The 21,635-nt window shown below is 52.8% G+C and carries 22 protein-coding genes and 1 pseudogene; 8 read left to right on the plus strand and 15 right to left on the minus strand.

Features of this window, described 5'->3' with window-relative positions; translation table 11 throughout:
* Window positions 1-2: 2 nt before the first annotated feature.
* Both H8S34_RS03375 and H8S34_RS03380 read right to left on the minus strand, forming a co-directional pair.
* The gene (locus H8S34_RS03375; protein WP_186963038.1) at window positions 3-929 is read right to left on the minus strand and encodes an ABC transporter permease; all 927 of its coding nucleotides are present in this window, start codon (window positions 927-929) and stop codon (window positions 3-5) included.
* 89 nt (window positions 930-1,018) lie between these two features.
* Window positions 1,019-2,563 carry an ABC transporter substrate-binding protein gene (locus tag H8S34_RS03380; protein WP_186963039.1) on the minus strand — a complete coding sequence of 515 codons (1,545 nt, stop codon included), beginning with the start codon at window positions 2,561-2,563 and terminating at the stop codon, window positions 1,019-1,021.
* Window positions 2,564-2,972: 409 nt separating this feature from the next.
* Between H8S34_RS03380 and H8S34_RS03385 the strand changes: the two genes are divergently transcribed.
* From H8S34_RS03385 to H8S34_RS03405, 5 genes are all read left to right on the plus strand, one after another.
* Window positions 2,973-3,845: a MurR/RpiR family transcriptional regulator gene (locus H8S34_RS03385; protein ID WP_186963040.1), complete on the plus strand. Its 873-nt coding sequence runs from the start codon at window positions 2,973-2,975 to the stop codon at window positions 3,843-3,845.
* A gap of 83 nt (window positions 3,846-3,928) precedes the next feature.
* Window positions 3,929-5,311 (plus strand): amidohydrolase family protein, encoded by a 1,383-nt coding sequence (locus tag H8S34_RS03390; RefSeq protein ID WP_186963041.1) that lies wholly within the window; start codon window positions 3,929-3,931, stop codon window positions 5,309-5,311.
* A 5-nt stretch (window positions 5,312-5,316) separates the two neighbouring features.
* Window positions 5,317-6,021 (plus strand): flavodoxin family protein, encoded by a 705-nt coding sequence (locus tag H8S34_RS03395; RefSeq protein WP_186963042.1) that lies wholly within the window; start codon window positions 5,317-5,319, stop codon window positions 6,019-6,021.
* 37 nt (window positions 6,022-6,058) lie between these two features.
* On the plus strand, window positions 6,059-6,379 hold the full coding sequence (locus H8S34_RS03400) for a TIGR04076 family protein (protein ID WP_186963043.1): 321 nt from the start codon (window positions 6,059-6,061) through the stop codon (window positions 6,377-6,379).
* Between the two features lie 33 nt (window positions 6,380-6,412).
* Window positions 6,413-7,630 carry a M20/M25/M40 family metallo-hydrolase gene (locus H8S34_RS03405; RefSeq protein ID WP_186963044.1) on the plus strand — a complete coding sequence of 406 codons (1,218 nt, stop codon included), beginning with the start codon at window positions 6,413-6,415 and terminating at the stop codon, window positions 7,628-7,630.
* Between the two features lie 107 nt (window positions 7,631-7,737).
* Here the strand turns inward: H8S34_RS03405 and H8S34_RS03410 are convergent, their stop codons facing one another.
* The 9 genes from H8S34_RS03410 to H8S34_RS03450 form a co-directional block, all read right to left on the minus strand.
* A complete protein-coding gene (locus tag H8S34_RS03410; protein ID WP_186963045.1) occupies window positions 7,738-8,862 on the minus strand; it encodes a glycerate kinase family protein in 1,125 nt (374 codons plus the stop codon).
* A 20-nt stretch (window positions 8,863-8,882) separates the two neighbouring features.
* The gene (gene larA, locus H8S34_RS03415) at window positions 8,883-10,151 is read right to left on the minus strand and encodes a nickel-dependent lactate racemase (RefSeq protein ID WP_186963046.1); all 1,269 of its coding nucleotides are present in this window, start codon (window positions 10,149-10,151) and stop codon (window positions 8,883-8,885) included.
* 14 nt (window positions 10,152-10,165) lie between these two features.
* Complete coding sequence (locus tag H8S34_RS03420) at window positions 10,166-10,471, minus strand: TIGR04076 family protein (protein ID WP_186963047.1); 306 nt, start codon at window positions 10,469-10,471, stop codon at window positions 10,166-10,168.
* Between the two features lie 45 nt (window positions 10,472-10,516).
* Window positions 10,517-11,224 carry a flavodoxin family protein gene (locus tag H8S34_RS03425; protein WP_186963048.1) on the minus strand — a complete coding sequence of 236 codons (708 nt, stop codon included), beginning with the start codon at window positions 11,222-11,224 and terminating at the stop codon, window positions 10,517-10,519.
* Between the two features lie 43 nt (window positions 11,225-11,267).
* The gene (locus H8S34_RS15315; RefSeq protein WP_366485672.1) at window positions 11,268-11,732 is read right to left on the minus strand and encodes an ABC transporter permease; all 465 of its coding nucleotides are present in this window, start codon (window positions 11,730-11,732) and stop codon (window positions 11,268-11,270) included.
* Window positions 11,729-12,154, minus strand: a complete 426-nt coding sequence (locus H8S34_RS15320; protein ID WP_186963050.1) for an ABC transporter permease subunit — start codon at window positions 12,152-12,154, stop codon at window positions 11,729-11,731. Before H8S34_RS15320 ends, H8S34_RS15315 begins: the two co-directional genes overlap by 4 nt.
* Before the next feature lie 53 nt (window positions 12,155-12,207).
* The gene (locus H8S34_RS03440; RefSeq protein WP_243207918.1) at window positions 12,208-13,275 is read right to left on the minus strand and encodes an ABC transporter permease; all 1,068 of its coding nucleotides are present in this window, start codon (window positions 13,273-13,275) and stop codon (window positions 12,208-12,210) included.
* Between the two features lie 2 nt (window positions 13,276-13,277).
* On the minus strand, window positions 13,278-14,825 hold the full coding sequence (locus H8S34_RS03445; RefSeq protein ID WP_186963052.1) for an ABC transporter ATP-binding protein: 1,548 nt from the start codon (window positions 14,823-14,825) through the stop codon (window positions 13,278-13,280).
* Window positions 14,826-14,908: 83 nt separating this feature from the next.
* Window positions 14,909-15,928, minus strand: a complete 1,020-nt coding sequence (locus H8S34_RS03450; RefSeq protein ID WP_186963053.1) for a BMP family protein — start codon at window positions 15,926-15,928, stop codon at window positions 14,909-14,911.
* Window positions 15,929-16,283: 355 nt separating this feature from the next.
* Between H8S34_RS03450 and H8S34_RS03455 the strand changes: the two genes are divergently transcribed.
* A complete protein-coding gene (locus H8S34_RS03455; RefSeq protein WP_186963054.1) occupies window positions 16,284-17,120 on the plus strand; it encodes a MurR/RpiR family transcriptional regulator in 837 nt (278 codons plus the stop codon).
* A gap of 99 nt (window positions 17,121-17,219) precedes the next feature.
* Here the strand turns inward: H8S34_RS03455 and H8S34_RS03460 are convergent, their stop codons facing one another.
* From H8S34_RS03460 to H8S34_RS03475, 4 genes and pseudogenes are all read right to left on the minus strand, one after another.
* Complete coding sequence (locus tag H8S34_RS03460; RefSeq protein ID WP_186963055.1) at window positions 17,220-17,510, minus strand: hypothetical protein; 291 nt, start codon at window positions 17,508-17,510, stop codon at window positions 17,220-17,222.
* Window positions 17,511-17,597: 87 nt separating this feature from the next.
* Entirely contained in the window at window positions 17,598-18,446 is an 849-nt protein-coding gene (locus H8S34_RS03465) for a LacI family DNA-binding transcriptional regulator (protein WP_186963056.1), read from the minus strand.
* Window positions 18,447-18,449: 3 nt separating this feature from the next.
* Window positions 18,450-18,581: pseudogene (locus H8S34_RS15420) on the minus strand (LacI family DNA-binding transcriptional regulator); the annotation flags it as partial.
* A 47-nt stretch (window positions 18,582-18,628) separates the two neighbouring features.
* Complete coding sequence (locus H8S34_RS03475; protein WP_145996842.1) at window positions 18,629-18,907, minus strand: hypothetical protein; 279 nt, start codon at window positions 18,905-18,907, stop codon at window positions 18,629-18,631.
* Window positions 18,908-19,027: 120 nt separating this feature from the next.
* On the opposite strand from H8S34_RS03475, the gene H8S34_RS03480 reads away from it, so the two are divergent.
* Both H8S34_RS03480 and H8S34_RS03485 read left to right on the plus strand, forming a co-directional pair.
* Window positions 19,028-20,365 (plus strand): ADP-ribosylglycohydrolase family protein, encoded by a 1,338-nt coding sequence (locus tag H8S34_RS03480; RefSeq protein WP_186963057.1) that lies wholly within the window; start codon window positions 19,028-19,030, stop codon window positions 20,363-20,365.
* 71 nt (window positions 20,366-20,436) lie between these two features.
* Entirely contained in the window at window positions 20,437-21,597 is a 1,161-nt protein-coding gene (locus H8S34_RS03485) for a BMP family ABC transporter substrate-binding protein (RefSeq protein ID WP_186963058.1), read from the plus strand.
* Window positions 21,598-21,635: the final 38 nt, after the last annotated feature.

Consider the following 21,635-nt stretch of genomic DNA (forward strand, 5'->3'; position numbering starts at 1 on the left):
CCTTATGCGTACTGCGACTTCATGCGTGGATCAACCAGTCCATAAAGCAGGTCCACAATCAAATTGACGATCGAGAAACAAATGGCAAAAATAATGATACATCCTACCACGGTAGGAATATCGCGCTGCTGAATCGAGGTGATCATCAGACGGCCAATGCCCGGCCAAGAAAATACGGTCTCGACCAAGACAGATCCCGAGAGCAGGATTCCGGTCTGAAGTCCAATGCTCGTCATCGTCGGAATCATGGCATTTCGCAGTGCGTGGCGCCGGATGACCGTTCCCTCTGACAGACCCTTGCTGCGCGCGGTGCGGATGTAATCCTGACGGATCACTTCCAGCATGGATGAGCGCATCGTTCTTGCCACAGATGCCATGGAGGCCACTGCAAGCGCAAAGGATGGCAGGATGATGCACTTCCACTGATCCGCGCCAAACGACGGCAGCCATTCCAGCCGCAGCGAAAACAGCAGGATCAGCAGCAGTCCGAGCCAGAAGGATGGCATGGAAACACCGATGAGTGACACAACCATACAGATCCCATCAAAAATGGAGTTCTGTTTGATTGCCGCGATAATGCCCAGTGGAATGGCCAAAACAATACTGACTACACTGGCCACCAGTGCAAGGCGGATCGTGTTGGGCAGCCGGGCGGCAATTTCCGTGACCACAGGCGCCCCCGTGCGGTAAGACACTCCCATGTCACCATGCAAGAGGTTCAGCATATACCGTCCATATTGCACCAAAACAGGGTCGTTCAATCCCATCTCTTCCCGCAGCTCAGCCACCCGTTCCGGTGTGGCGTCCTCTCCTAAAATAATGCGGGCCGGGTCGCCATCTGCCATACTCAGGATGACATAGACAATCAGTGTGGCACCAATAATGACCGGAATCAGTGATATAATCCGCTTTATCGTGTATTTAAGCATCCCAATATTCCCTCCTGTCCATGGAGTGACACGGGCCCTGCGGAGTTGCTCCCGCAGGGCCCGCTTATCATCGTGATTGCATCAGAGCATTACTTCCAACTCAGGAAATGATAATAGGCTGCTCCGGTTGCATTACAATTGGCACCTTCCAGGCCGCTGTCATATGCTTTTACATAGGTCTGGGCAAACAGAGGAACAACAGGGCACAGATCATTCAGGTGCGCCACACATTCACGCAGGATTTCGTTGTTCTCTTCTTCATCCAGCGTGATTGCGGCGAGATCCAGATATTCGTCTACCTTCGGATCATTTACCCGGGCGCCGTTTGTAGCGTTAATAAATTTGGAATGATAAATCGTCGTGAGCCACTGCTGCATGGTACGCTGTGCGAGCTGGGTCAGACCGGCGGTATAATCACCGCTGTTGTAGCTGGAAATCCAAGTGGCACCATCCATAGAAACCAGCTCCACATTGATACCCAGTTCTGCCAGGTTGGCCTGAATAATCGCACCGGTTCTCAGGTCCTCATCGGATGCACAGACCAGCGGCATCTCCACGGTGGAGGGATCTACTCCGGATTCCTCCAGATATTGCTTCGCCTTCTCCAGATCATAGCCTACGGCATTCTCATCCGTCGAGGACAGATAGCCCTGAGGCGCACAGGAGATGACGCTCTTTGCAAAGCCGTTCATGGTAACCTGGATAATGCTCTCTCGGTCGATAGCTGCGGAGATGGCCTTTCGGAACAGCTCATTGTTGAAGGGCTCCTTCTCGTTGTTCAGCAACAAATATTTCAGAGCCACGCTGTCCTGCTCCAGAACACTAACATTGGGGTTTGCCTTCAGCTTTTCCACATCGACCGTATCCAGGTCATAGAGGTAGTCCACTTCGCCCGCTTCAAAGGCAATGGTACGCGCGGAGCCTTCCGGAATGAAGCGCCAGACCATGTGCTCGATCGTGGCCTTTTCCTCCGCGTTGAAGTAGTTCTCGTTGGCCTTATATTCGAGCTTATCACCAGAGACATATTCCACAAATTCATATGGGCCGGTTCCGTTGATATGAGTATTAAAATCAACGCCCGCATCAATGTCATCCTTGCTCAGGATGGCAACCTGCTGGTTGGTCAGATCCATGAGCAGGCTGGAGCAGGGACCATCCGTGGTGATCTTCACCGTATAATCGTCCACGGCCTCCACATTTGTAATCTTTTCAACATACTGCTGGGCCTGGGGAACGGTTGCCGCCAGCTGCAAGGTGGCAACCACATCATCGGCGGTCATGTCGCTCCCATCATGGAACTTGACGCCCTCATTCAGGTGGAAGATCCACTCCGTGTCGCTGACCGTCTCCCAGCTTTTTGCCAGGTCCGGTTCGGGTGTCAGATCGTCGCTGACTCTGACCAGACAGTTGTGGGTGAGAAGTGTGGAAACACAGGTCATCATATAGTTCTGATTCATTGTATCAAGGGTCGGGGGCTCTGCTCTGCAAGCGAAAACAATGGTACTCTTATCCTGTTCCCCGCCGCCGGCTGCCGGCTGATTCTCAGAAGAAGGGTTACCGCCACAAGCACTTAACGAACCAAGCATTGAAAGGGCAATGAACGCGGAAGCGATGCGCCGAGTGTTTCTTTTCATTATTTAACACCTCAATCTCTTTCATATCTTCGGTTGCCTACGCTACGATGTATACCCCGAGAGAACTGCTACCTGCTCTTATCTCCCTCCCCGATATTGTATATTTATAGAATGCGTTTGCTGGATGTCACTCCGCAAGCTGCATGGAACCAATAGTAAAAAATATTTTATTGACTTTTATTATAAATAAAAATATTTTTACTGTCAATATATTTTTGTAAAAAATATCACTTACTCCTTTTTCTCATCCCTTCTTTTTGTCTGTATGCAACAATATTTTTTTAAATTTTTGCGGCCACTTATTGACAGGCGTTCGCATTGCACTTATAATACCGTTGTGATGTAAATATTTTTTTACCTGTGTCAAAAAAAATGACCTACAGTTTTATGAATTGTTCGGAGTATATTTATGACTATTTCAAGTCTTTTAAAAGAAAAATATCCAGAACTGAGTCCCGGAAAGCGCTTGGTGGCCGATTATATCAATGAGAACATGGATATCGTCGCCTACTGCACCGCCTCCAGCATTGCAGAGCAGCTGGGTGTAAGCAATGCACAGATCGTAAAATTCATTAAATCGCTTGGTTTTTCCTCCTACAAAGACATGCAAAATGCGATTCGGAAAGAGGTCGAAGAGCGGGTCAGCTTGTCCGGAAGTCTCCAGAAGTGGCGGCAGGATGAATTGGGCGATATGAAAGAAAACGCCTGGAAAATCATAAAGCAGGACATGGAAAACATCCAGGCCACCTTCCAAAATACTTCTTTCTCCGCTTTGGAAGAAGTTGCCGACCACATCGTCAAAGCCAAACACGTCGGCTTTGTTGCATCCAGAACCGGAATCGGCTGCAATATGATCCCCTCTATTTTCTTTAACGAAATGCGCGACAACGTCGTTCTTCTTACTCCCGGTGTAAATAATTCGCATGATATTTTGAAGTGGTGGGGCAGTGATGACATTTTACTTGGCGTAAGCGCATTCAGCTACGGCAAGGGTTTTGCGGTAGAAATGCTGGAGTACGCACGCAAGCGCGGATGCAAAACAGTCTGGTTCACCGATTCCGAATCTTTTATGCAAACTCCGCTAAAAGAGTTTGATTACGTATTTCAATATCAGACGAGAAGTGCCATGTTATCCCTCACTTCTCTGATCGCCCTATACAATGTACTGAATTACCTGGTGGCCAATCGGCTGACCCATTCGCTGGAGGATATTACGAAATCCGAAGAAATGCTCTTTCACCCCTGGCTGAATCATCCGATTGGTTCTGATCGAGAGCCGTAAAAGATATTTTCCTCGCTCCAGGATGTTGCTATATGCTGCATGGAACACAGTATATCCACATCTTTTCAGCAAGGAGCGATACTATGCAGAAAATCGATTTGATGGTCCGTTCTGCCAAGATTCTGGAACCGGGCCATTCCGATCTCCCTGAGCGGCCAAAAGGCATTGCCATCGACCGCGGGGTCATATTGGCAGTGGGTGAGGAACAGGACCTGCTTGCGCAATATGATCCGGCACGTATCCTGGATGCCTCCGGTATGTACGTGTGTCCCGGCTTCGTCAACACGCATGACCATCTGTTCCAAGTTCTGACCAAAGGGCTCGGAAAAGAACGGCTGCTCTGGGACTGGCTGGAGAATACCATTCGGCAGATGACTCCGTATATCGATGAGGAGGCCATCTACTATGCTGCCCTGGCAGGCTGTATGGAGAGCATCCACAGCGGAATTACCACTACGTTAGACTTCCAATACTGCCATTCCCACATCGGTCAGTTTGATGCGGTCTGTCAGGCATTCCGGGATTGTGGGATCCGGGGCTATGTCGGCCGCATCCAGTACAAGGGAGATTATCTGGGTCTGTCCAAGGTCCCGCCGGAAACGCCAAAGGAGTATTTCCGGAACGTCTCCAACATTCACAGTCAAATGGAAGATCCCGCGCTGTTGGATGTGGCGTTGATTGCGCCCGGTATTCCCGGCATTCTGGATGAACCGGATTACCAGAATGGTTATTTGCGCGAGATCCGCGAGTGCGCCGAGACTCTGAACGTCCCATATACCCAGCATCTGGTGGAAACCGTGGATGACGATGAATACCTGGTGGCAAAATGCGGCGAAAGAAGCGTTCCCTATCTGGAAAAGCAGTCGTTCTTCGGACCTCGCTGTGTTCTGGCACACTGCGTAAAAATGCATCCAGAGGACTTTGCTATCTTCCAGCGCTATGACGTGAAGGTATCCCACAACCCGGTGTCCAACATGATTTTGGCCTCCGGCATTTCTCCGGTGCGCACATTCCTGGACCACGGAATCTGCGTCAGCCTTGGCGTAGACGGCGCCGGCAGCAACGACTCCCAGGATATGCTGGAAACCATCAAAATTGCAAGCCTGCTCCAGAAAGTAAACGCGCTGGACGCCCGCGTTCTGACTGCATCCGAGACGCTGGAAATTGCATGCAAGGGCGGTGCCCGTGCCCTCTGCCGGGATGATATCGGTGAGCTTGTCCCCGGGAAACGCGCCGACTTCTTCTTCTACAATCCTCGCACACTGAAGTCTGCCCCTGTGGCAGATCCCATCTCCAGCCTGGTCTACGCCAGTGGAGAAGAGAACATCCACACCGTGGTGATCAATGGCAAAATCGTTCTTGAGAACGGTCGTTTTACCACAGCTAACGAGGGACATGTGATCGAAATGCTGGAGCGCTGCGCGTATCACATTCGCAAGTGTTCCAACCTTCCGGATCGGGTGTAGGGCCTATGCGTACCGTTCGTATTTTGGGCGTGAGCGCCAGCCCCAGAAAGGGCGCCACACTTCAAGCACTTCAGCACTGTCTGGATGCTGCCAAAAGCATCCCCGGTGTTGAGACCGAACTCATCGATCTATCCGGGAAAAAAATTCATTGCTGTATCAACTGCAATGCCTGTCGGAAGCAAAAGCTCTCCTACTGTCCGGTGTTCCAGGATGATTTCCAGCCCTCCTATTTGGAGCGCTATCGCAATTGCGACGGCATCATTCTGGCCTCTCCGCTCTATATGATGAATCCAACCGGTCTTCTCTCCAACTTTATTGCCCGAATGCGGCCGGGCGGAGGCGGTCCGGAAGAAAAAGCCGCCGCCGGGCTGCGGATCGGCGGTACCATTGCCGTCGGCGGCCGCCGAAACGGCGGACAGGACACAGCGCTTGCCGCTATGAACGCCTTGCTGCAAAGCGGGGGAACGAATGTGGTCGGCGGAGGTGTGCTCTTTTACAACGGAGCCTCCGTATGGTCTAAAAACCAAAAGGTCCTGGACGATCCAACCGGACAGATTGAGTTGGAGGTACTGGGACGCAAAGTAGCCGCACTGGCATCCATTGTTGTCCGCGGAATGGAACACTGTCCGGAGGATTGGAATCCCTTTTATGGGGCAGGCTGCCTTTCCAAGGAACAGATGCTTCAGGCGTATGCCGCAATTGGTCTGTAATATATGTTTTTCATGATAAAAAAGGAGGATATTTACTATGGATAACCACAGCTATCAGAAGCCGAAGAAGGTCCGCATCGTCGTAGATCAGTGCCGCCCCCATCCCGAGAGCGGTAAAACCTGCCGCTGCCATAAGGTAGGAGATACCTTTGAATTTGACTTCGAGCGCTGCCCTCAGAATTTCTGTGCTGCTGCGTTCCATAGCCTCTGGCCCGCCCTGCGCGTTCTGGAGCTGGGCGGCCGGCACCCCTGGGATGCCAAAGAGGGAACCACCCTGGTCGCCTGTCCCGATCCGGTTGTCACCGTGAATTTCAGAATCGAGGCCATTGAAGAAGGCGAGTCCTTTGAGGAGAAATAAAAAATTCCATATTCTCGGGAAGGACGGTGCCATATGCAAAAGCAGCAGATGAAAGAGGCCGCAGTCCAATATATTGACGCCCATAAGGAGGAGTATATTGCGCTGGGCCGGACCTTTTATCACCATCCAGAGCTGGCATTTCAGGAGGATTTTACGGCACAGCACCTGTTTGACTCGCTCCATGCCCTGCATCCCACCCAGCTCAATCGCGTAGCCCACACCGGTGTGGCCGCAACCTTTCAGCTCGGGCAAACCGGCCCCCATGTTGGTGTCATCGCCGAGATTGACGCCACCTATATCCCCAACCACCCGGACGCAAATCCCTCTACCGGGGCAGCTCACACCTGCGGCCACCACATCCAGACGACCGCATTGGTGGGCGTGGCCCGTGCACTGACCGGCTCCGGCATTGCAGAACATCTCCAAGGAAGCGTCAGCTTCTTTGGCTGCCCCGCCGAAGAGGGCGGTGTTTCCGATGCGCTGTTTGAAAAGCTCCACGATACCGAGGGGCTGGAATCCCGCAGCGGCAAACAGGAGATGATCCGTTTGGGATGCTTTGACGGCCTGACCGCCCTGTTGAGTACGCATGCGCTCATCAACGATGAGAAAGTAACGGAGCCCGCTCTCCTGTCCGCAGGGTGCAATGGATTCAACCGCTGGATCTTCCACCTGTACGGGAAGAACGCCCATGCAGCGATGGATCCCAGCAAGGGTATCAATGCATTTAACGGCGCCATGCTCGCCATGTACGCTCTGAAGTGTGTGCGCGAATCGCTTCCTCTGGATGATTATTCCTACATTTCAGACTCCCTGGATCCCGTGGAGCACACGAGCGGAATCCCCGATCATGTTGTTCTGCGGGTGACGACGAAGAGCAAGACTCCGGAAATTTTGGAAGAAATCGACCGAAAAGTCGTCTGCGCAGTGGAAGGCGCGGCCATGAGCCTGGGCTGTAAACTGGAGTACGAGAAAATACCGGGTTATCAGTCTTTCATTGCCGATATGCCCCTCAGCCAGATCTACATGAAAAACTGTGAGGAATTGACTCATCGTCCGGTCCCGATTCGTCCTCACGGCTATTACAGCAACGATTTGGGAAACGTGTCCAAACTGGTACCCACCTCTCAAATTGTGGTAGGCGGATGTTCCGGTGCTCTGCATTCAGACCGCTTCCGCATTGACAATGAAGAGATGCTCTATCTCCTCCCCAGCAAAATGATGATTTGCACCATCATCGATCTGTTAAGTTAAGCGAATCCCCCCTTCTTTTCCATTGAGGAAAGGTCTCCATTGGCGATCTATTGGTCGGATCGCGTGGAGACCTTTCCTCGTTCTTGCAATATTACAAATTTGTTCTCTCATTGAAAGGTACGGATCATCCGCGCGGTCGCTCTGCTCAGCATGCGTATGTCTTCACGGCAGGTTTTCTGAACCCCGGAAAAATCCGTACAAGTGGATACCGCGCTAAAGATCGCGCTCACTCCGATTTGGTAAAGCTCTTCCGCCCCTTCACCCACACTTCCGCACAGCGCGATACATGGCACCCCGTATTTCTGGCACCGCTTCGCCACACCAGACGGGACTTTTCCATACAGACTCTGCCGATCGATTTTTCCCTCTCCTGTGATGACGCAATCTGCCCCTTGCACAATACGGTCAAAGTCCGCCATATCCAGAAGCAGCTCGATTCCCGGCTTTAGATTGCCGTTGAGAAAGGCCAACACACCCGCTCCCATGCCTCCTGCGGCTCCGCTGCCTTCTATGGTCCCGATCTCCCGGTGCAGCATTTGCTCCAGTATGGCGGAAAGATGACGCAGGCCTCCATCCAGAATCGGCACCTGTTCCGGTGTTACGCCCTTCTGGGGTCCATAGACCGCGGTCGCACCCATGGGCCCACACAGCGGATTTTTGACATCACACGCGGCCGTCACCGGCACCGGAAGGGGGTGCTCCGGCGGAAGGATATGGTGGATCCGGTTCAGATAGCATGCTTTCGCGGGAACTTCTTCCCTCTTTTCATCAAAAAACTTCCATCCAAGTGCCTGTGCCATGCCAATTCCGGCATCATTGGTCGCGCTTCCACCGAGCCCTAAGAGAATCTGGCGCACCCCCGGCTGTCCGCAGGCATGCAGCAGCAGTTCTCCTACGCCATATGTCGTCGCCGTCAGGGGGTCCCGATGGTCCCCCACCAGCGGCAATCCGGCTGCGGCGGCCATCTCAATGACCGCCGTCCCGTCTTCTAAAATGGCATACCCGCTCTCCACCGGCACCCAGTTTGGTCCCGTCACCGTACAGGTAATTCGCTGTCCCGGGCGGAGAGATAGGCAGGCCTCTACCAAGCCCTCCCCGCCATCCGCCATAGGCAGCATGACCATTTCACACTGGGGGAACTGCATCTGGAATTCTTCCTTCTGAATGGAGCAGACCTCCTGTGCAGACAGGGTCCCTTTAAAGGAATCTGACGCAAATAGGATTCGTTTCACGGCAGTATCCTCCCCCCTCTTCATTCCGCGCAAAATATGGTACTGACGCCATCCGGGATCACCGTGATCTCTCCCGTGGTCCCAACCTTTCTATCTGCCATTTCGATGGCACTCTCCAGATCCGGTGCATACTCCATATGCATCTCACATACCATTTTCTCAAGTTCCGGTCGGGTTACCATAATTACAGAGTGCTGTTTCAATATGCGTGCCAGAATTTGATATTGCCACTGATCCGCCGTCGTCTGCTCCGGCGGAGTCTTTTGAATCTTGTCCAGCAGTTCCGGAATGGATGCCGCCTCCTTAAGCGCCTGGTAAAAATGGGCCCCTCCATGTCCATCTTCACAGGCTGCGCACAGGATAATGACCCCACCCGGCGTACACGCTTCGGCCGCCGTCGCCATTCCTTTTACACACTGGTATAGATTTTGATCCAGAGGATATCCCCCGTTTGTGGTAATGACAATGGGGGTCCGTTTTCCTTTCACCTGCGTCATCTGTCGGGATATCTCACATCCCGCTCGATGGGTCTGCTGCGGAGAACCCGCCACAGCCGCCACCAGCCGTTTCTCCTTGTCCAGGATCACATTGCAGACAAACGCCAGACCAGCCATGTCGGCAGCCGCTTCCATATCTGCGTGGATCGGATTGTGCTCCAGCACTCCGGCGCGCGCACAGGGATTTGCAATCATACCGGCACTGTGATTCCAAAAAATACTCTCGCGGGCCGAAATCCCTGGCAGCACACTTTTTCTGCCGCCGGAAAATCCGGCGAAGAAGTGTGGTTCAATAAATCCCTCTGCCAGCAGCAGATCCGCCTTGGCCGCGACCTGGTTGATTTTCAGCGTCCCTCCGGAGGGAAGTGTCCCAATCTCGACAAAATCCTCTTCCCTCCGGCAGTCATGCTGGACAATCGAAACGCTTTTCAGAACTTCCGCTCCGAATTTTGTCTCCAGCTCATGGGGAGTCATCTCCCGGTGACATCCACAGGCAATCAGGATAGTGACCGCAATCTGTGGATTTCCCTGCCGCAGCTCTTGTAAGAGCTGCGGCAGGATCCATCTGCTTGGAACCGGTCTGGTATGGTCGCTCGCAATGATCACTGCACTTTTTTTGCCACTCGCCAATGTGGAGAGCCGTTCTCCAAACGGATGCGTCATGGCTTCCCTTATGATCTCTTCTGGCGGTCTCTCCGCAAAATGCTCCTGGTTCTGCAACAGCCGAACCGGATGGGCCGGTCCGATCTCAGCAGTCAGATGCCCTCTGCCGTAGGGCAATGTAATATCCATAGCGCCTACCTCACTCAGTCCTCCTCATAGGTCTCGATGCGGAAAATCGTAGGTTTTCCCGGATCCGGACAGGCCACACGGGTGACCCCCTCCTGGCTGTCCCACGGATGGCGGCCGCCCAGCTCCAGGACGCGCAGCTGCGGCCAGAGGCTGTGGAAGGCCGCAGCACAGAAGTCCTGCGGGCATCGCTCAAAATCAAAGGTAAAAACCTGCCCGACCTCATGGCAGTGACATGCCCGCCCTGCCTCGTTTTTCGGACACTTTTCGACAACAATCCGTACTTTCTTCGGCTTCTGAAACGTTCCGTATTCACGATCCATAACATTTATGCTCCTTTTTCCGTTTTATTCAATCGATGGGCAGCCTTACAGTCCCCGTATGCGGGACCCCTGCGCCAATTCTGCTTGGTCTCTGTACCCCAAAAAGTTTGCGCTGTTTAGGGATCCCTCCAGATGATAACAACCTTCTTTTACCACTTTGCACATATACGCAAGTTTTCTCCCCAGCGCCTGTGCCTCCAGCATACCGATCTGATCCCGTGGCGCGATCTCATTTTGGGACCATACCGCAGCTCCATTATAGAACTGAACGCCTCCGCCGACAATGTTGGTGCCGGTGGCCTGCAGCATATTGTTCAGCACGGAGAGGCAGAAGTCCTGTCCGCCATTTCTCATCCCGCCGACTACAATTCCTCCTCCCATGCGGGTCCCAAACACACCGCTGCGCGCATAGGCACTTAAGGGTTTCATCCGGCTCATAAAATTTTGGATCAGTCCGGTGGCCGTCATGTAGTAAATCGGAGTTGCCAGGATGATTCCGTCACAGCGCAAATAGAGATCGTAAAATCTCTCTTCCATGTCGTCTTCAATGACCGGGCAATAATGCGTCTCTTTTTTTACACAGACATTGCAATTCTTACAGCATCGGATGTCCTTCCCATAGAGCGCGATTTTTTCAGTATAGACTCCCTCAATGTTTTCCGCTGCATCCAACGCCAAATCCAGTGCACGGTCCGTTGCTCCCCGTCTTGGACTTCCGCAAATTCCTAAAATCAACACATCTTTCTCATTCATACTCTGTCCCCTTGCACTTTATTGCTGCGCCAACCGTATCGGGTTATCCTAACTGCGCCCCTTTTTTGAAAAAGACTCCATGTCCTTCCGGCTTATTTCCGCTGCCTGTGAGGAACATCACGATCAGGGTAAAGATGTAGGGGAGCATCAGCATAAACTGATACGGAATATTGATGCCAAAGGCCTGCAAATTAAGCTGAAGCGCATCTGCAAAACCATAGAGAAGGCATCCCAAAAATGCGCCTATCGGGTGGTATTTTCCCAATATGATAATCGCGAAGGCCGCGTATCCTTTTTCTGCGGAGATTCCCTCCACAAAGCTGCTTGCTGTGGCAATGGACAGATAGGCCCCTGCGATTCCCGCAATCGCACCTGTGATCAAAACATTGGTGAAGCGATAGCAGCGCACCCGCAAGCCGAGCGTATCGGCTGCATAGGGATTTTCTCCCATCGCTCTGCACTGCAGGCCCAGCGCAGTGCGGCTGTAAAAGAACCAGCTTCCGATCACCAGCAAATAGGACAAATAGACCAGAATGTTTTGCTCAAAGAAAATCGTTCCAATGACCGGGATTTTATGGAGCACTGGAAGTGCAATATCCTGGAACGGGTCCACCGACGGGAATTCCACGGATACACCAAAAATACTTCTGTAAAAAAGCTGGTCACACCTGTGGCAAGCAGTACAATTGCCGTACCTACCAGGGCGGGCTTGCTTCCCAGGTACACAACCATATACCCATAAATCGCCGCGAGCAGCACTCCGGAGATCATTGCAGCCGCCAACCCAATCCAGAGCTGATTGGTCATATAGGCAGCTGTAAATCCAGAAAACGCGCCCATCAAAAGAATACCTTCCAGCTCAATACTGCTTACACCGGCCTTATCCGAGTATAAGCCTCCCATTGCCGCCAGCGTATAGGGCGTTGCCATTCGCACCGTGGACTGCAATAGCACAAGTCACACGGAACCGCTCAAGAAGCCATTCATTTTACGGTCTCCTTTCTCTTGAAGATAAACTGCTTCTGCTCCAGGATGGAGAATCCGACCACAAAGAGCAGGACCAGCGCCTGCAAAATGGATGCGAGTGTACTCGGGATTCCGATGCTGCGTGCCATCTGATTGGAACCGGTATTCAGCATTCCAAACAGCAGCGCACTAAAAATAATTCCAATTGGATGGAGCCGTCCCAACAGGGCCACCGCGATGGCATTGTATCCATACCCGGGAGACAGGCCTGCATACAGTTTCCAGGATGTACCCAGCACTTCGATTCCTCCGGCCAGACCGGCGATGGCTCCACTGAAAGCCATCGTGGAGAGCGTAACCATACCGACCCGGATTCCTGCATACTCTGCCGCATTGCTATTTAGGCCAGTTGCCTTGATTTTATAGCCCAGCGTAGTCTTTTCCAGCAAGAAATAGACCAGTCCCGCAATCAACAGCGCAAGGAAAAATCCCAGGTGCAGTCTGGTTCCGGGAATCACATACGGAAGCTTTGCCGCATCCATGATCTCCTGGGTCTCCGGATAAATCCCCCGCGGTTCCGCGATCGGACCTCCCTGGCCCACCAAAAACTTCACCAGAAGCACCATAATGGAGGAGAGCATCACGGATGTAACGACCTCAGAGGATCCCCGTACCGCTTTCAAATACCCCGGGATGCCTTCCCACAGCGCCCCAAAGAGGAATGCCCCCAGGAGGCAGAAGGGAATGACGACGATTCCCGGAAGACCGCTATTATGTACCAGCATCTCGCACAGGACGCATCCAAGTGCTCCGGCATAAAACTGTCCTTCACCGCCAATGTTGAACGCAGAGCCTTTGAAGGCCACCGCCACAGCAATTCCGATCAACAGAAGAGGGGTCGCCTTGCACAGTGTCTGTGTCAGTGCGGTCTTACTTCCAAATGCGCCTCGGACAATGTTTATATACGCCTCAAGGGGCTGATATCCGGCCGCAAGCAAAAAGAACGACCCTACTACCAGGGAACAGAGCAGCGCCAGCAGAATGAGGCAAATAGACCGCAGCATTCTCTGAAAAGATTCCGTCATTTTCACATTATCTCTCCTTCTCTCGGTACCTCAGCCCAATCCTCTGTTTTTTGTCCAGCCATCATCAAACCCAGTTTTTCTGCATCGACCTCATCCGGGTAGACAATTCCAGTAATCTCTCCGCCGTGCATGACCATAATGCGGTCACTCAATGTCATGAGCTCTTCCAGCTCGGACGAGATCAGCAATACCGCCTTCCCGCGATTGCGGTGCGCGAGCAGACAGGAATGGATGTACTCTACCGCACCAACGTCTAGGCCGCGAGTGGGCTTTACTGTGATCAGCAATTCGGGGTCTGTGGCCAGCTCCCGTGCAATGATCACTTTCTGCTGATTTCCGCCGGACAAGCTTGCGGCCGTGTCCCGCTCGGACTGGGATTTGATGCGATAGTCCTGAATGTTCTTCTTTGTAAATGCCACGGCCTCTTTTTGATCCAGAAGGATACCATGGGAAAATGGCGGGCTATCATGTTTGACCAGGATGCTGTTTTCTACCAGAGTAAACGGAAGAATCAGGCCGCGTTTTCTTCGATCCTCGGGTACATGCGCCACTCCGCTGTTGCGGATTTCCCGCACGCTTTTCCCGGGCAGCTCTACTCCATTGACCTGAATGCTGCCCGACTCCATGTGGCACAGTCCCGTAATGGCCTCTGCCAGCTCCTTCTGTCCATTTCCATCCACGCCTGCAACACCCAGTATTTCGTTGGAAAATACATCAAACGAAATGCCTTTGACGCAATATTTCTTATCCGACTTCACTGTGCAGTTTTTTACCTGCAAAATCCGCCGGCGCTTCAAGTCTTGAGGCAGCGGCTCTTTTTTCAGTACCGCCAATTCACGCCCAATCATCATGCGTGCCATCTGCCCCGGGTCTGCATCCTTTGTCTCCACAATACCCGTCACTTTTCCAAGGCGGAGTACCATGATCCTCTGACTGATTTCCTTTACCTCGTCCAACTTATGGCTGATGAAGAGGACGGATTTTCCCTCTGCCTGTAACTGGCGGATGATATGAAAGAGCTCCTGAATTTCCTGGGGCGTAAGAACGGCTGTCGGCTCATCCAGCACCAATATATCGGCACCCCGGAAGAGAACTTTCATAATCTCCACTCGCTGCTGGAGTCCAACCGGCAAATCCTTCACCAATGCGTCCGCCGGAACATCAAAATGATACTGAGAAAAAAATTCGTTGATTTTCTGATTGATTTTTTTGCGGTCCAAAATCGGACCGGTTACCTCGCTCAACCCAAGAATCAGGTTTTCCGCCACCGTAAATTGGTTCATTAACATGAAGTGCTGATGAACCATGCCAATGCCAAGCCGGATTGCATCTTTGGGCGAAAGAATCTGTTCCTGCTTGCCATTGATCCATATCTCTCCCTGGTCCGGTACATCCATTCCGTAAATCCCGCGCATCAATGTGGTCTTTCCGGCTCCGTTCTCTCCCAGAATGGCCATCACTTCTCCACTGTCCAGGGAAAAAGAAATGTCATCATTTGCCACAAGATTTCCAAATCGCTTTGTAAATCCCTTTACCTCTAATTTGTGCATAGATGCCTCCCTTTTGTTATGGGGCCCCTTCTCAAAACAACTTTGAGAGGGGCCCCAACAGCAAGCGACTCATTCACCTATTTTTAATATTCGCCAATATCGATCTCGATTTCGCCATTCCGGAATTGTTCGACCGCCGCATTATAGGCATCCATTGCCTCATCCTCTACCGGAAGCTCATCATTAAAGTAAATCACCGCGCCTCCGTTGAAAATGTCTGCAAAATACTGCTCACCCGGCTTAAAGGTGCCGTCTTTGATCTCGCCGGCCATCTTCACAAACACGGGCTCATATTCGGACACCATGTCTGCGATGAAGCAGTCCGGATACGTCTCTGTAATGCGGGCATAGCTTCCGAAGCCCAGCACGCCTTTATCCTTGTTTTCATCGACGGCCTGGAATACGCCCTGTGCCGCAGCATTTGCATTTCCAAAAATGATGTCACATCCGCTGTTGATCAGCGCTACGGTCGCTTCTCTCGCCTTTCCGACATCGGTGGCGCTTCCCAAATAAGTGGTGGTCACCTCTACACTGCTGTCCGTATCCATGACGCCCTGTTCAAAGCCCACCATGGTCTTTGTGATAGAGGGAAGCTCTTCGCTTCCAATCAGACCAACTTTTCCGGTTTTCGTGATCTTGGCCGCCAAAACGCCCAGCAGATAGGACGCCTGCTCCGACTGTACATAGATGGGGGTTATATTCTCCGTCATAACCGTGCCGCCCGAAGTAATGAACTGCGTATCCGAATAGTCTGGCGCAACTCTGGCACAGGAATCCTGATAGTCATAGCTGTGGCAAAACACAATATCAAATCCTCGCTCGCCATAATCGGTGAGCGCCTCAATGGCATCTTGCGGAGATTTCGTCTCTGTATAGCTAAACTCAGCGCCAATGGATTCTGCGGCTTTTTTCGCTCCCTCATAGCCAGTCGTTCCCCAACCGCCATCGTTAATGGACCCTGGAATCAAAATCGCCACTTGATATGTGTGCTCTTCTCCTCCGGGATCACTTCCAGTTGTGGATTCTGTCTCTGTGCTACACGAAGTGGTTCCAATCAACATCGCTGTGGTAAGGACACACGCAAACCATCTTTTTGCTTTCATGAATACTCAACCTCCGATGCAGTAGCCTGTCGGCTTTGATGGCTCCATTATATTATTTGATTATTTTTATTTCAATGATAAAATCATATATGAAATATTTTTTTCATATATGAGCAAAAACACCGTCTTGTTTTTGTATGATATGACATAAAATTATTTTATTATTAATTATTTTTTGTGTTTTTTGTTTCCTGTCTTCACTTTTATTTCCGGCACAAAAAATATTATAGCTTCCTTTTTTTATAAAATATGTTATACTTATAATGATATTTGCACCGCATTTAAAACAATTTTTTGAAAATACCAGCATTTTCCCCCGCACTCTTTATTTTGACTACAAAAGGGGATGCGTTATATGATTTTAAATAAAATCCAAAAAAGCTACGCCGCGATGTCTGAACGTCAAAAAAAGCTTGCAGATTTTATTACAGCGCATACAGACGAAGCGGTCTATATGAATGTGAAACAGATGGCGCAGCAAGCAGGCGTGAGTGAAGCAAGTGTCGTCCGTTTCGCTACCTTTCTTGGGTATGGCGGCTTTCGAGAGATGCAGCGCGACATCCGTGGTGAAGTGGAGTCCGGCAAGTCGATTGTAGAACGCTTTATGAAAGCGCTGGCCTCAGACAATCAGGATCTGACCGATACCGACCAAATCTACAATCAAACACTCTACAATTTGAATGAAACCATTCGCCAAATTCCGGATTCCCTCTATGATGAAGCGATTTCTCTCATTTCCTCCTCCAGGCGAATTGGAATCGCCGCCACCCGTGTGGCGATTGGCCCCGCAATTACCCTGCAAATTTTGTTAAATCAGTTAATCCCAAACTGTCAATTGCTGATCCCCGGGCTGGATACGTCCTTTGACATAATCAGTACCTGGGCCAAAGAGGATCTTATCATCGCCTTTTCTTTCATGAAGAAAAAAAATTTCACCTATGATCTGCTCTCATACGGAAAAGAAAAAGGCTGCCGTATCATCTCCATCTGTGACGGGTACCGCAATTGTGTTGCCAGCCTCAGTGATCTCATCTTCCCCGTGCAGAGCGAAGCGGCCTTTCTCTCCTTTGTCCCAACCATGCACATTATTGATACGCTGCTATATAAGCTTTCAAAGCAAGAGGGCCTATATAATACCGACAAGATCCGAGAAATTGATGAAATTATTGAGCGTTTTTCAAACCATTCTTAGTGTTGTATACGACAGCAGGGCGGCTTTGACATTCTTGTCAAAGCCGCCCTGCCCTGTTATGCGGTACTCCATATGACTGAAAAAGTTACTTCTCTCTGCTCAAAGGTGAGACCCCCGGAAGATTTCTTCCGGGGGTCTCATATCATAGGCCTTGAAGAGCATCCGGAAGGCCTCCAGCCCTTCCTCCCCGGCCGAACCGATGAGGTCCAGGCACTCGGCAAAAATGGTCGTGGTCCCGTTGGGCACCATGGCCTCGCCCAGGGCGGTTGGATGGGCCAGCTGGGACTCAAAGCGGTAGATCAGGAGGGATCCGCCATATACCGTCTCCCCGTGGACCACATCAAAGATGTCGTGGACCTGCTGAAGCTGCGGTACTCCGTTTCCATACATAAAATCTACCTCTTCTCTTTTATTCGCATTTAATTATACGTTTAACCTTTATAACAAAAGACGAACTTTAGTCCGTCTTTTGTGCTGCTACGTTGATTTGCGCTGTACGATAGAAGGTTCCAGCATGGTGACCGGCTCGATGGGAAGCCCCTGGATCTGCCGGAGGATTAGCCGGGCGCCATGGACGCCCAATTCATAGTTTTGCAGGTCCACACAGGAGAGCTCCGGCGCTGTAATCTCTCCAACAAGAGAATTACCAAATCCCAGGACTGCAATGTCCTCCGGAATCCGTATCCCCTGCTGGGTGAGACATTTGATGAGGCCGGCCGCCATCAGCTCGTTGAGGACAAAGACCCCGTCGATCTCTCCCCCGGTCAGGCGGGCCAGACACTCCGGCGAGGTGACCAGGCCGGGGGCCGTCTCCAAAATGGCAGGAGGCTCCAGGCCATGGGCCTGCACAGCTTTCCGGAAGGTCTCGGCATGGTGTACCACCAGGTCCTCCCCCGAGGGCTTTTGCAAAAGGGCCAGGCGGCGCTTACCCCGCTCGATCAGGTGGTTGGCGGCCAGCTCCCCCACCCGCATGAAATCGGGATAGAGCAGCGGGTACCCCTGGTACGGGATCAGGCGGTTTACATACACCACAGGGATTCCCCACTCCACCAAATACACTAGGGAATCCCGGAACATCATGTCATCGGACATCCCAATGGAGATGACCCCTGCCACCATGTTCTCCCGCATCATCTGGAGGACTTCCAGCTCCGGCTTGTGCAGGTTCTCCATCTCATAGATGAAGAGATGGTAGCCGTGCTTGGCAAGCTCCCAGCTGATACCGCTGGTCATGTCGGAATAGTAGGAGGTATTGATCCGCGGTAAAATCACCGCAATATTGTCGGTACTGCTCCGTTTGAGGGACTGCGCCACCACATTGGGCACATAGCCAAGTTCCTGAATGGCCCGCTCCAGCCGCTCCTGGGTCTCCGGCCGGACATTGATCTTGTTGTTCAGATAGCGGGATACGGTACAGACGCTTACCCCCGCATGGAGCGCAATATCTTTGATGGTTGCTATTTGGCTCCCCTCCCGCCTTCATAACGGTATCGTTTCGGTGGTCTTGTTTAGTTATACGTTTCACTTGATGAACACAGTATATCTCTTTTTGTCAAATTGCGCAAGTACTCTTTTTTTAATTTCAACTTTAGTTGTAATTGCACAAAAACAATGTCTAATTTTTGTAATATAGAGTTTCCGTTTTCTTTCTCCTCCATTTCACCATTTTCGCGCTCTTCTTCTGCCGATTTGTCCCCAATCTTTCCGTCTCTACACACACCGCTCCCTCTGCGGCCCTTCTTTCCATTTGAAAAAAGTATGTCTTTTTTTACAACAATAATTGACACAGCGCTTTTTTCTCTATATAATCTGATTGATAAAACGCTTTATCAGTTAAATTTCACAACTCTAAATTGTGATTTCTCTGATTTTCTCCCCTATCTGTACAGCCGACAAGGAGGATGAACATGCTCGAGCAGGACCTGTGGCTGCGTGCCGCAGATGATATCGCCTGGGAGCTGCGCCAGGCTCAGCAGGAAGGACGGACCATTCCGCAGGAACTGCAACAGCAGATCCAGAACCTTCCCTCCGGGGGCAGCCGGGAACAAGCTGCCTGGAAACTGTATGATGCAATTGCTCAGCTGCCGGTCGATCCCGCCCAGGCCGCCCGGGAGCCGGATGATCTGGATGCCATCCGGGCGCTGCGTCCCCAGAGCCCCCCTCTGACCCTCTCCGGGGATGTGGAGGACCGGGTGCTGGGCGGATGGCTGGGCCGCTGTGCCGGCTGTCTGCTGGGCCAGCCGGTGGAGAGCTGGACCCGCGCCCGGATCCAGGGTCTGCTGAAGGAGACAAACAATTATCCCATTGCCCGCTATCTCTCCTCCGATCTGCCGGAGGAGGTGCGCAAGCGCTGGGATGTGACCGACGGCCCCGGTCCCTATGACGCCCTCCACAAAAACTGGATCAATCTGATCGACTGTATGCGGGAGGACGATGACACCAACTACACCGTCTTTTCCCTGAAAATCCTGGAGCGGGTAGGCCGGGACTTCACCTCAGAGGATGTGGCGGTGGGCTGGCTGACCAGCCTTCCCTTCCTGCTTACCTGCTCTGCCGAGCGGGTGGCCTACCGCAATCTGGCCAATCTGGTCCCCCCGCCCGCCTCTGCTTCCCTCCGCAACCCCTACCGGGAGTGGATTGGCGCACAGATCCGCACCGATCTGTATGGCTGGGTCAATCCCTGTGATCCCGAGACCGCCGCAGATATGGCCTGGCGGGATGCTCGTATTTCCCACACCAAAAACGGTATCTATGGCGCCATGTTTGCCGCCGCCATGTCGGCCGCTGCCTTTGGAGGCGGCACCCCCGCCGCTATCCTCCGGCAGGGCCTGGGCCAGATCCCCGCGCACTCCCGCCTGACCGCCGCCGTGGAGGAGGTTCTCCAGTGGCACGCCGACGGCCTGTCCGCCGAAGAGGCTGTGGAGCGGGTCCATCAGGCCTGGGATGAGACCGATTCCTTTGACTGGTGCCACGTGATCCCCAACGCCATGCTGGTCGCCATGGCCCTGCTCTGGGGCGAGTGTGACTTCACCCGCACCATTGGCCTGGCGGTGGAGTGCGGTTTTGACACCGACTGCAACGCCGCTACGGCCGGTTCCGTCCTGGGCGTTCTGCTGGGCGCCAAGGCGCTCCCCGCCCAGTGGATCGAGCCGCTGGCGGACCGGCTCCAGACCGGTGTGCATGGGTATCCTGAGGCGTCCATCTCGGACCTGGCCCGGCGTACTGTCGCGCTGATGAAGCGCTGAGCTTCTCTCATATGCCGCAGCGGCTTACCGCCGCTGTTCATAAAAACAAAGGAAGAATCTGGAGGTACATCATGAAAGTATGGAAGTCTCTCATCGCCCTCACTCTGGCTGTCACCATGGGTCTGGGCCTGGCTGCGTGCAGCACCCGCGATCCCGCTCAGACCGGCGGCACCAGCTCCGCTACCCCCGCTCCCACCGCTCAGACCGGCTCCTACACCCCCAAGAACGGTGAGTCTCTGAACCTCGTTCTGCTGGTCCCCGGCCTGCTAGGCGACAAGTCCTTCTTTGACGCCACCAACTCCGCCATGGACCTGATCCAGAGCGAGCTGGGCGCCCAGGTCAAGACCGTGGAGATGGGCACCGACCAGACCAAGTGGTACCCCACCTTCGTGGACTACTGTGAAGATGGCTCCTACGACCTGATCCTCACCGTGTCCGACTCTGTCAACGACACTCTGATCCAGGTGGCCGAGGAGTTCCCCGAGCAGCTCTTCATCAACGTGGACGCCACGATGACCGATGTGCCCGACAACGTGTATGCCATGCTGGCCAAGATGGGCGAGATGAGCTTCCTCTCCGGCATGGTCGCCGCCAAGAAGGCCGAGGAGCTGGGCGTCAACCAGATCGGCTTTGTGGGCGGTCTGGACATCCCCGGCATCAACGAGTTCCTCATCGGCTACATCGATGGTGCCCAGCACGTCAACCCCGACATCAAGGTGGCCTATTCCTACGTCGGCAGCTTTACTGATCCCAGCAAGGCCAAGGAAAATGCCCTGATCATGTACCAGGATACCCAGATCATCTACACCGCCGCCGGCGCCTCCGGCCTGGGCGTGTTTGACGCCGCCAAGGAGTTCACTGCCAAGGGCGAGCCCCGCTTTGCCATCGGCGTGGATACCGACCAGGCTATGAGCCTCAAGGACAGCGATCCCGAGGCCGCCAGCCTCATCATCACCTCCTCCATCAAGAACATCCCCCAGTACACCTGCGACGCGGTGGAGCGTTTCCTGAATGGTGAGATTCCCTGGGGCACCAACGAGATGCTGGGCCTGAAGGAGAACGGCGTGACCATCGCCAAGAACGAATTCTATGAGAAGCTCCTCTCCCAGGAGAGCCGCGACTATGTGGACGCCGAGTGGCAGAAGGTCATCTCCGGCGAGGTGACCCCGCTGGATACCGTGGGCATGTCCACCGAGGAAGTGGAGCAGATCCGTCAGGCTGCCAAGCCCTGATCCTCCCCATTCCAGACCGGATCCTTTTCCCGCCGCCT

Origin of the sequence: Pseudoflavonifractor hominis, assembly GCF_014288125.1 — a bacterium.
GTDB classification, from domain to species: Bacteria; Bacillota; Clostridia; order Oscillospirales; family Oscillospiraceae; genus Pseudoflavonifractor_A; species Pseudoflavonifractor_A gallinarum.

What these genes read in the sequence shown, in the direction of transcription:
- H8S34_RS03420 (WP_186963047.1), bottom strand. Translation starts at nt 10,471, where the DNA reads ATGGATCGTGAATACGGAACGTTTCAGAAGCCGAAGAAAGTACGGATT.
- H8S34_RS03405 (WP_186963044.1), top strand. Translation starts at nt 6,413, where the DNA reads ATGCAAAAGCAGCAGATGAAAGAGGCCGCAGTCCAATATATTGACGCC.
- H8S34_RS03455 (WP_186963054.1), top strand. Translation starts at nt 16,284, where the DNA reads ATGATTTTAAATAAAATCCAAAAAAGCTACGCCGCGATGTCTGAACGT.
- H8S34_RS03460 (WP_186963055.1), bottom strand. Translation starts at nt 17,510, where the DNA reads ATGTATGGAAACGGAGTACCGCAGCTTCAGCAGGTCCACGACATCTTT.
- H8S34_RS03445 (WP_186963052.1), bottom strand. Translation starts at nt 14,825, where the DNA reads ATGCACAAATTAGAGGTAAAGGGATTTACAAAGCGATTTGGAAATCTT.
- H8S34_RS03380 (WP_186963039.1), bottom strand. Translation starts at nt 2,563, where the DNA reads ATGAAAAGAAACACTCGGCGCATCGCTTCCGCGTTCATTGCCCTTTCA.
- H8S34_RS03390 (WP_186963041.1), top strand. Translation starts at nt 3,929, where the DNA reads ATGCAGAAAATCGATTTGATGGTCCGTTCTGCCAAGATTCTGGAACCG.
- H8S34_RS03485 (WP_186963058.1), top strand. Translation starts at nt 20,437, where the DNA reads ATGAAAGTATGGAAGTCTCTCATCGCCCTCACTCTGGCTGTCACCATG.
- larA (WP_186963046.1), bottom strand. Translation starts at nt 10,151, where the DNA reads ATGGATATTACATTGCCCTACGGCAGAGGGCATCTGACTGCTGAGATC.
- H8S34_RS03385 (WP_186963040.1), top strand. Translation starts at nt 2,973, where the DNA reads ATGACTATTTCAAGTCTTTTAAAAGAAAAATATCCAGAACTGAGTCCC.
- H8S34_RS03375 (WP_186963038.1), bottom strand. Translation starts at nt 929, where the DNA reads ATGCTTAAATACACGATAAAGCGGATTATATCACTGATTCCGGTCATT.
- H8S34_RS15320 (WP_186963050.1), bottom strand. Translation starts at nt 12,154, where the DNA reads ATGGCAACGCCCTATACGCTGGCGGCAATGGGAGGCTTATACTCGGAT.
- H8S34_RS03395 (WP_186963042.1), top strand. Translation starts at nt 5,317, where the DNA reads ATGCGTACCGTTCGTATTTTGGGCGTGAGCGCCAGCCCCAGAAAGGGC.
- H8S34_RS03480 (WP_186963057.1), top strand. Translation starts at nt 19,028, where the DNA reads ATGCTCGAGCAGGACCTGTGGCTGCGTGCCGCAGATGATATCGCCTGG.
- H8S34_RS03400 (WP_186963043.1), top strand. Translation starts at nt 6,059, where the DNA reads ATGGATAACCACAGCTATCAGAAGCCGAAGAAGGTCCGCATCGTCGTA.
- H8S34_RS03450 (WP_186963053.1), bottom strand. Translation starts at nt 15,928, where the DNA reads ATGAAAGCAAAAAGATGGTTTGCGTGTGTCCTTACCACAGCGATGTTG.
- H8S34_RS03425 (WP_186963048.1), bottom strand. Translation starts at nt 11,224, where the DNA reads ATGAATGAGAAAGATGTGTTGATTTTAGGAATTTGCGGAAGTCCAAGA.
- H8S34_RS03440 (WP_243207918.1), bottom strand. Translation starts at nt 13,275, where the DNA reads ATGACGGAATCTTTTCAGAGAATGCTGCGGTCTATTTGCCTCATTCTG.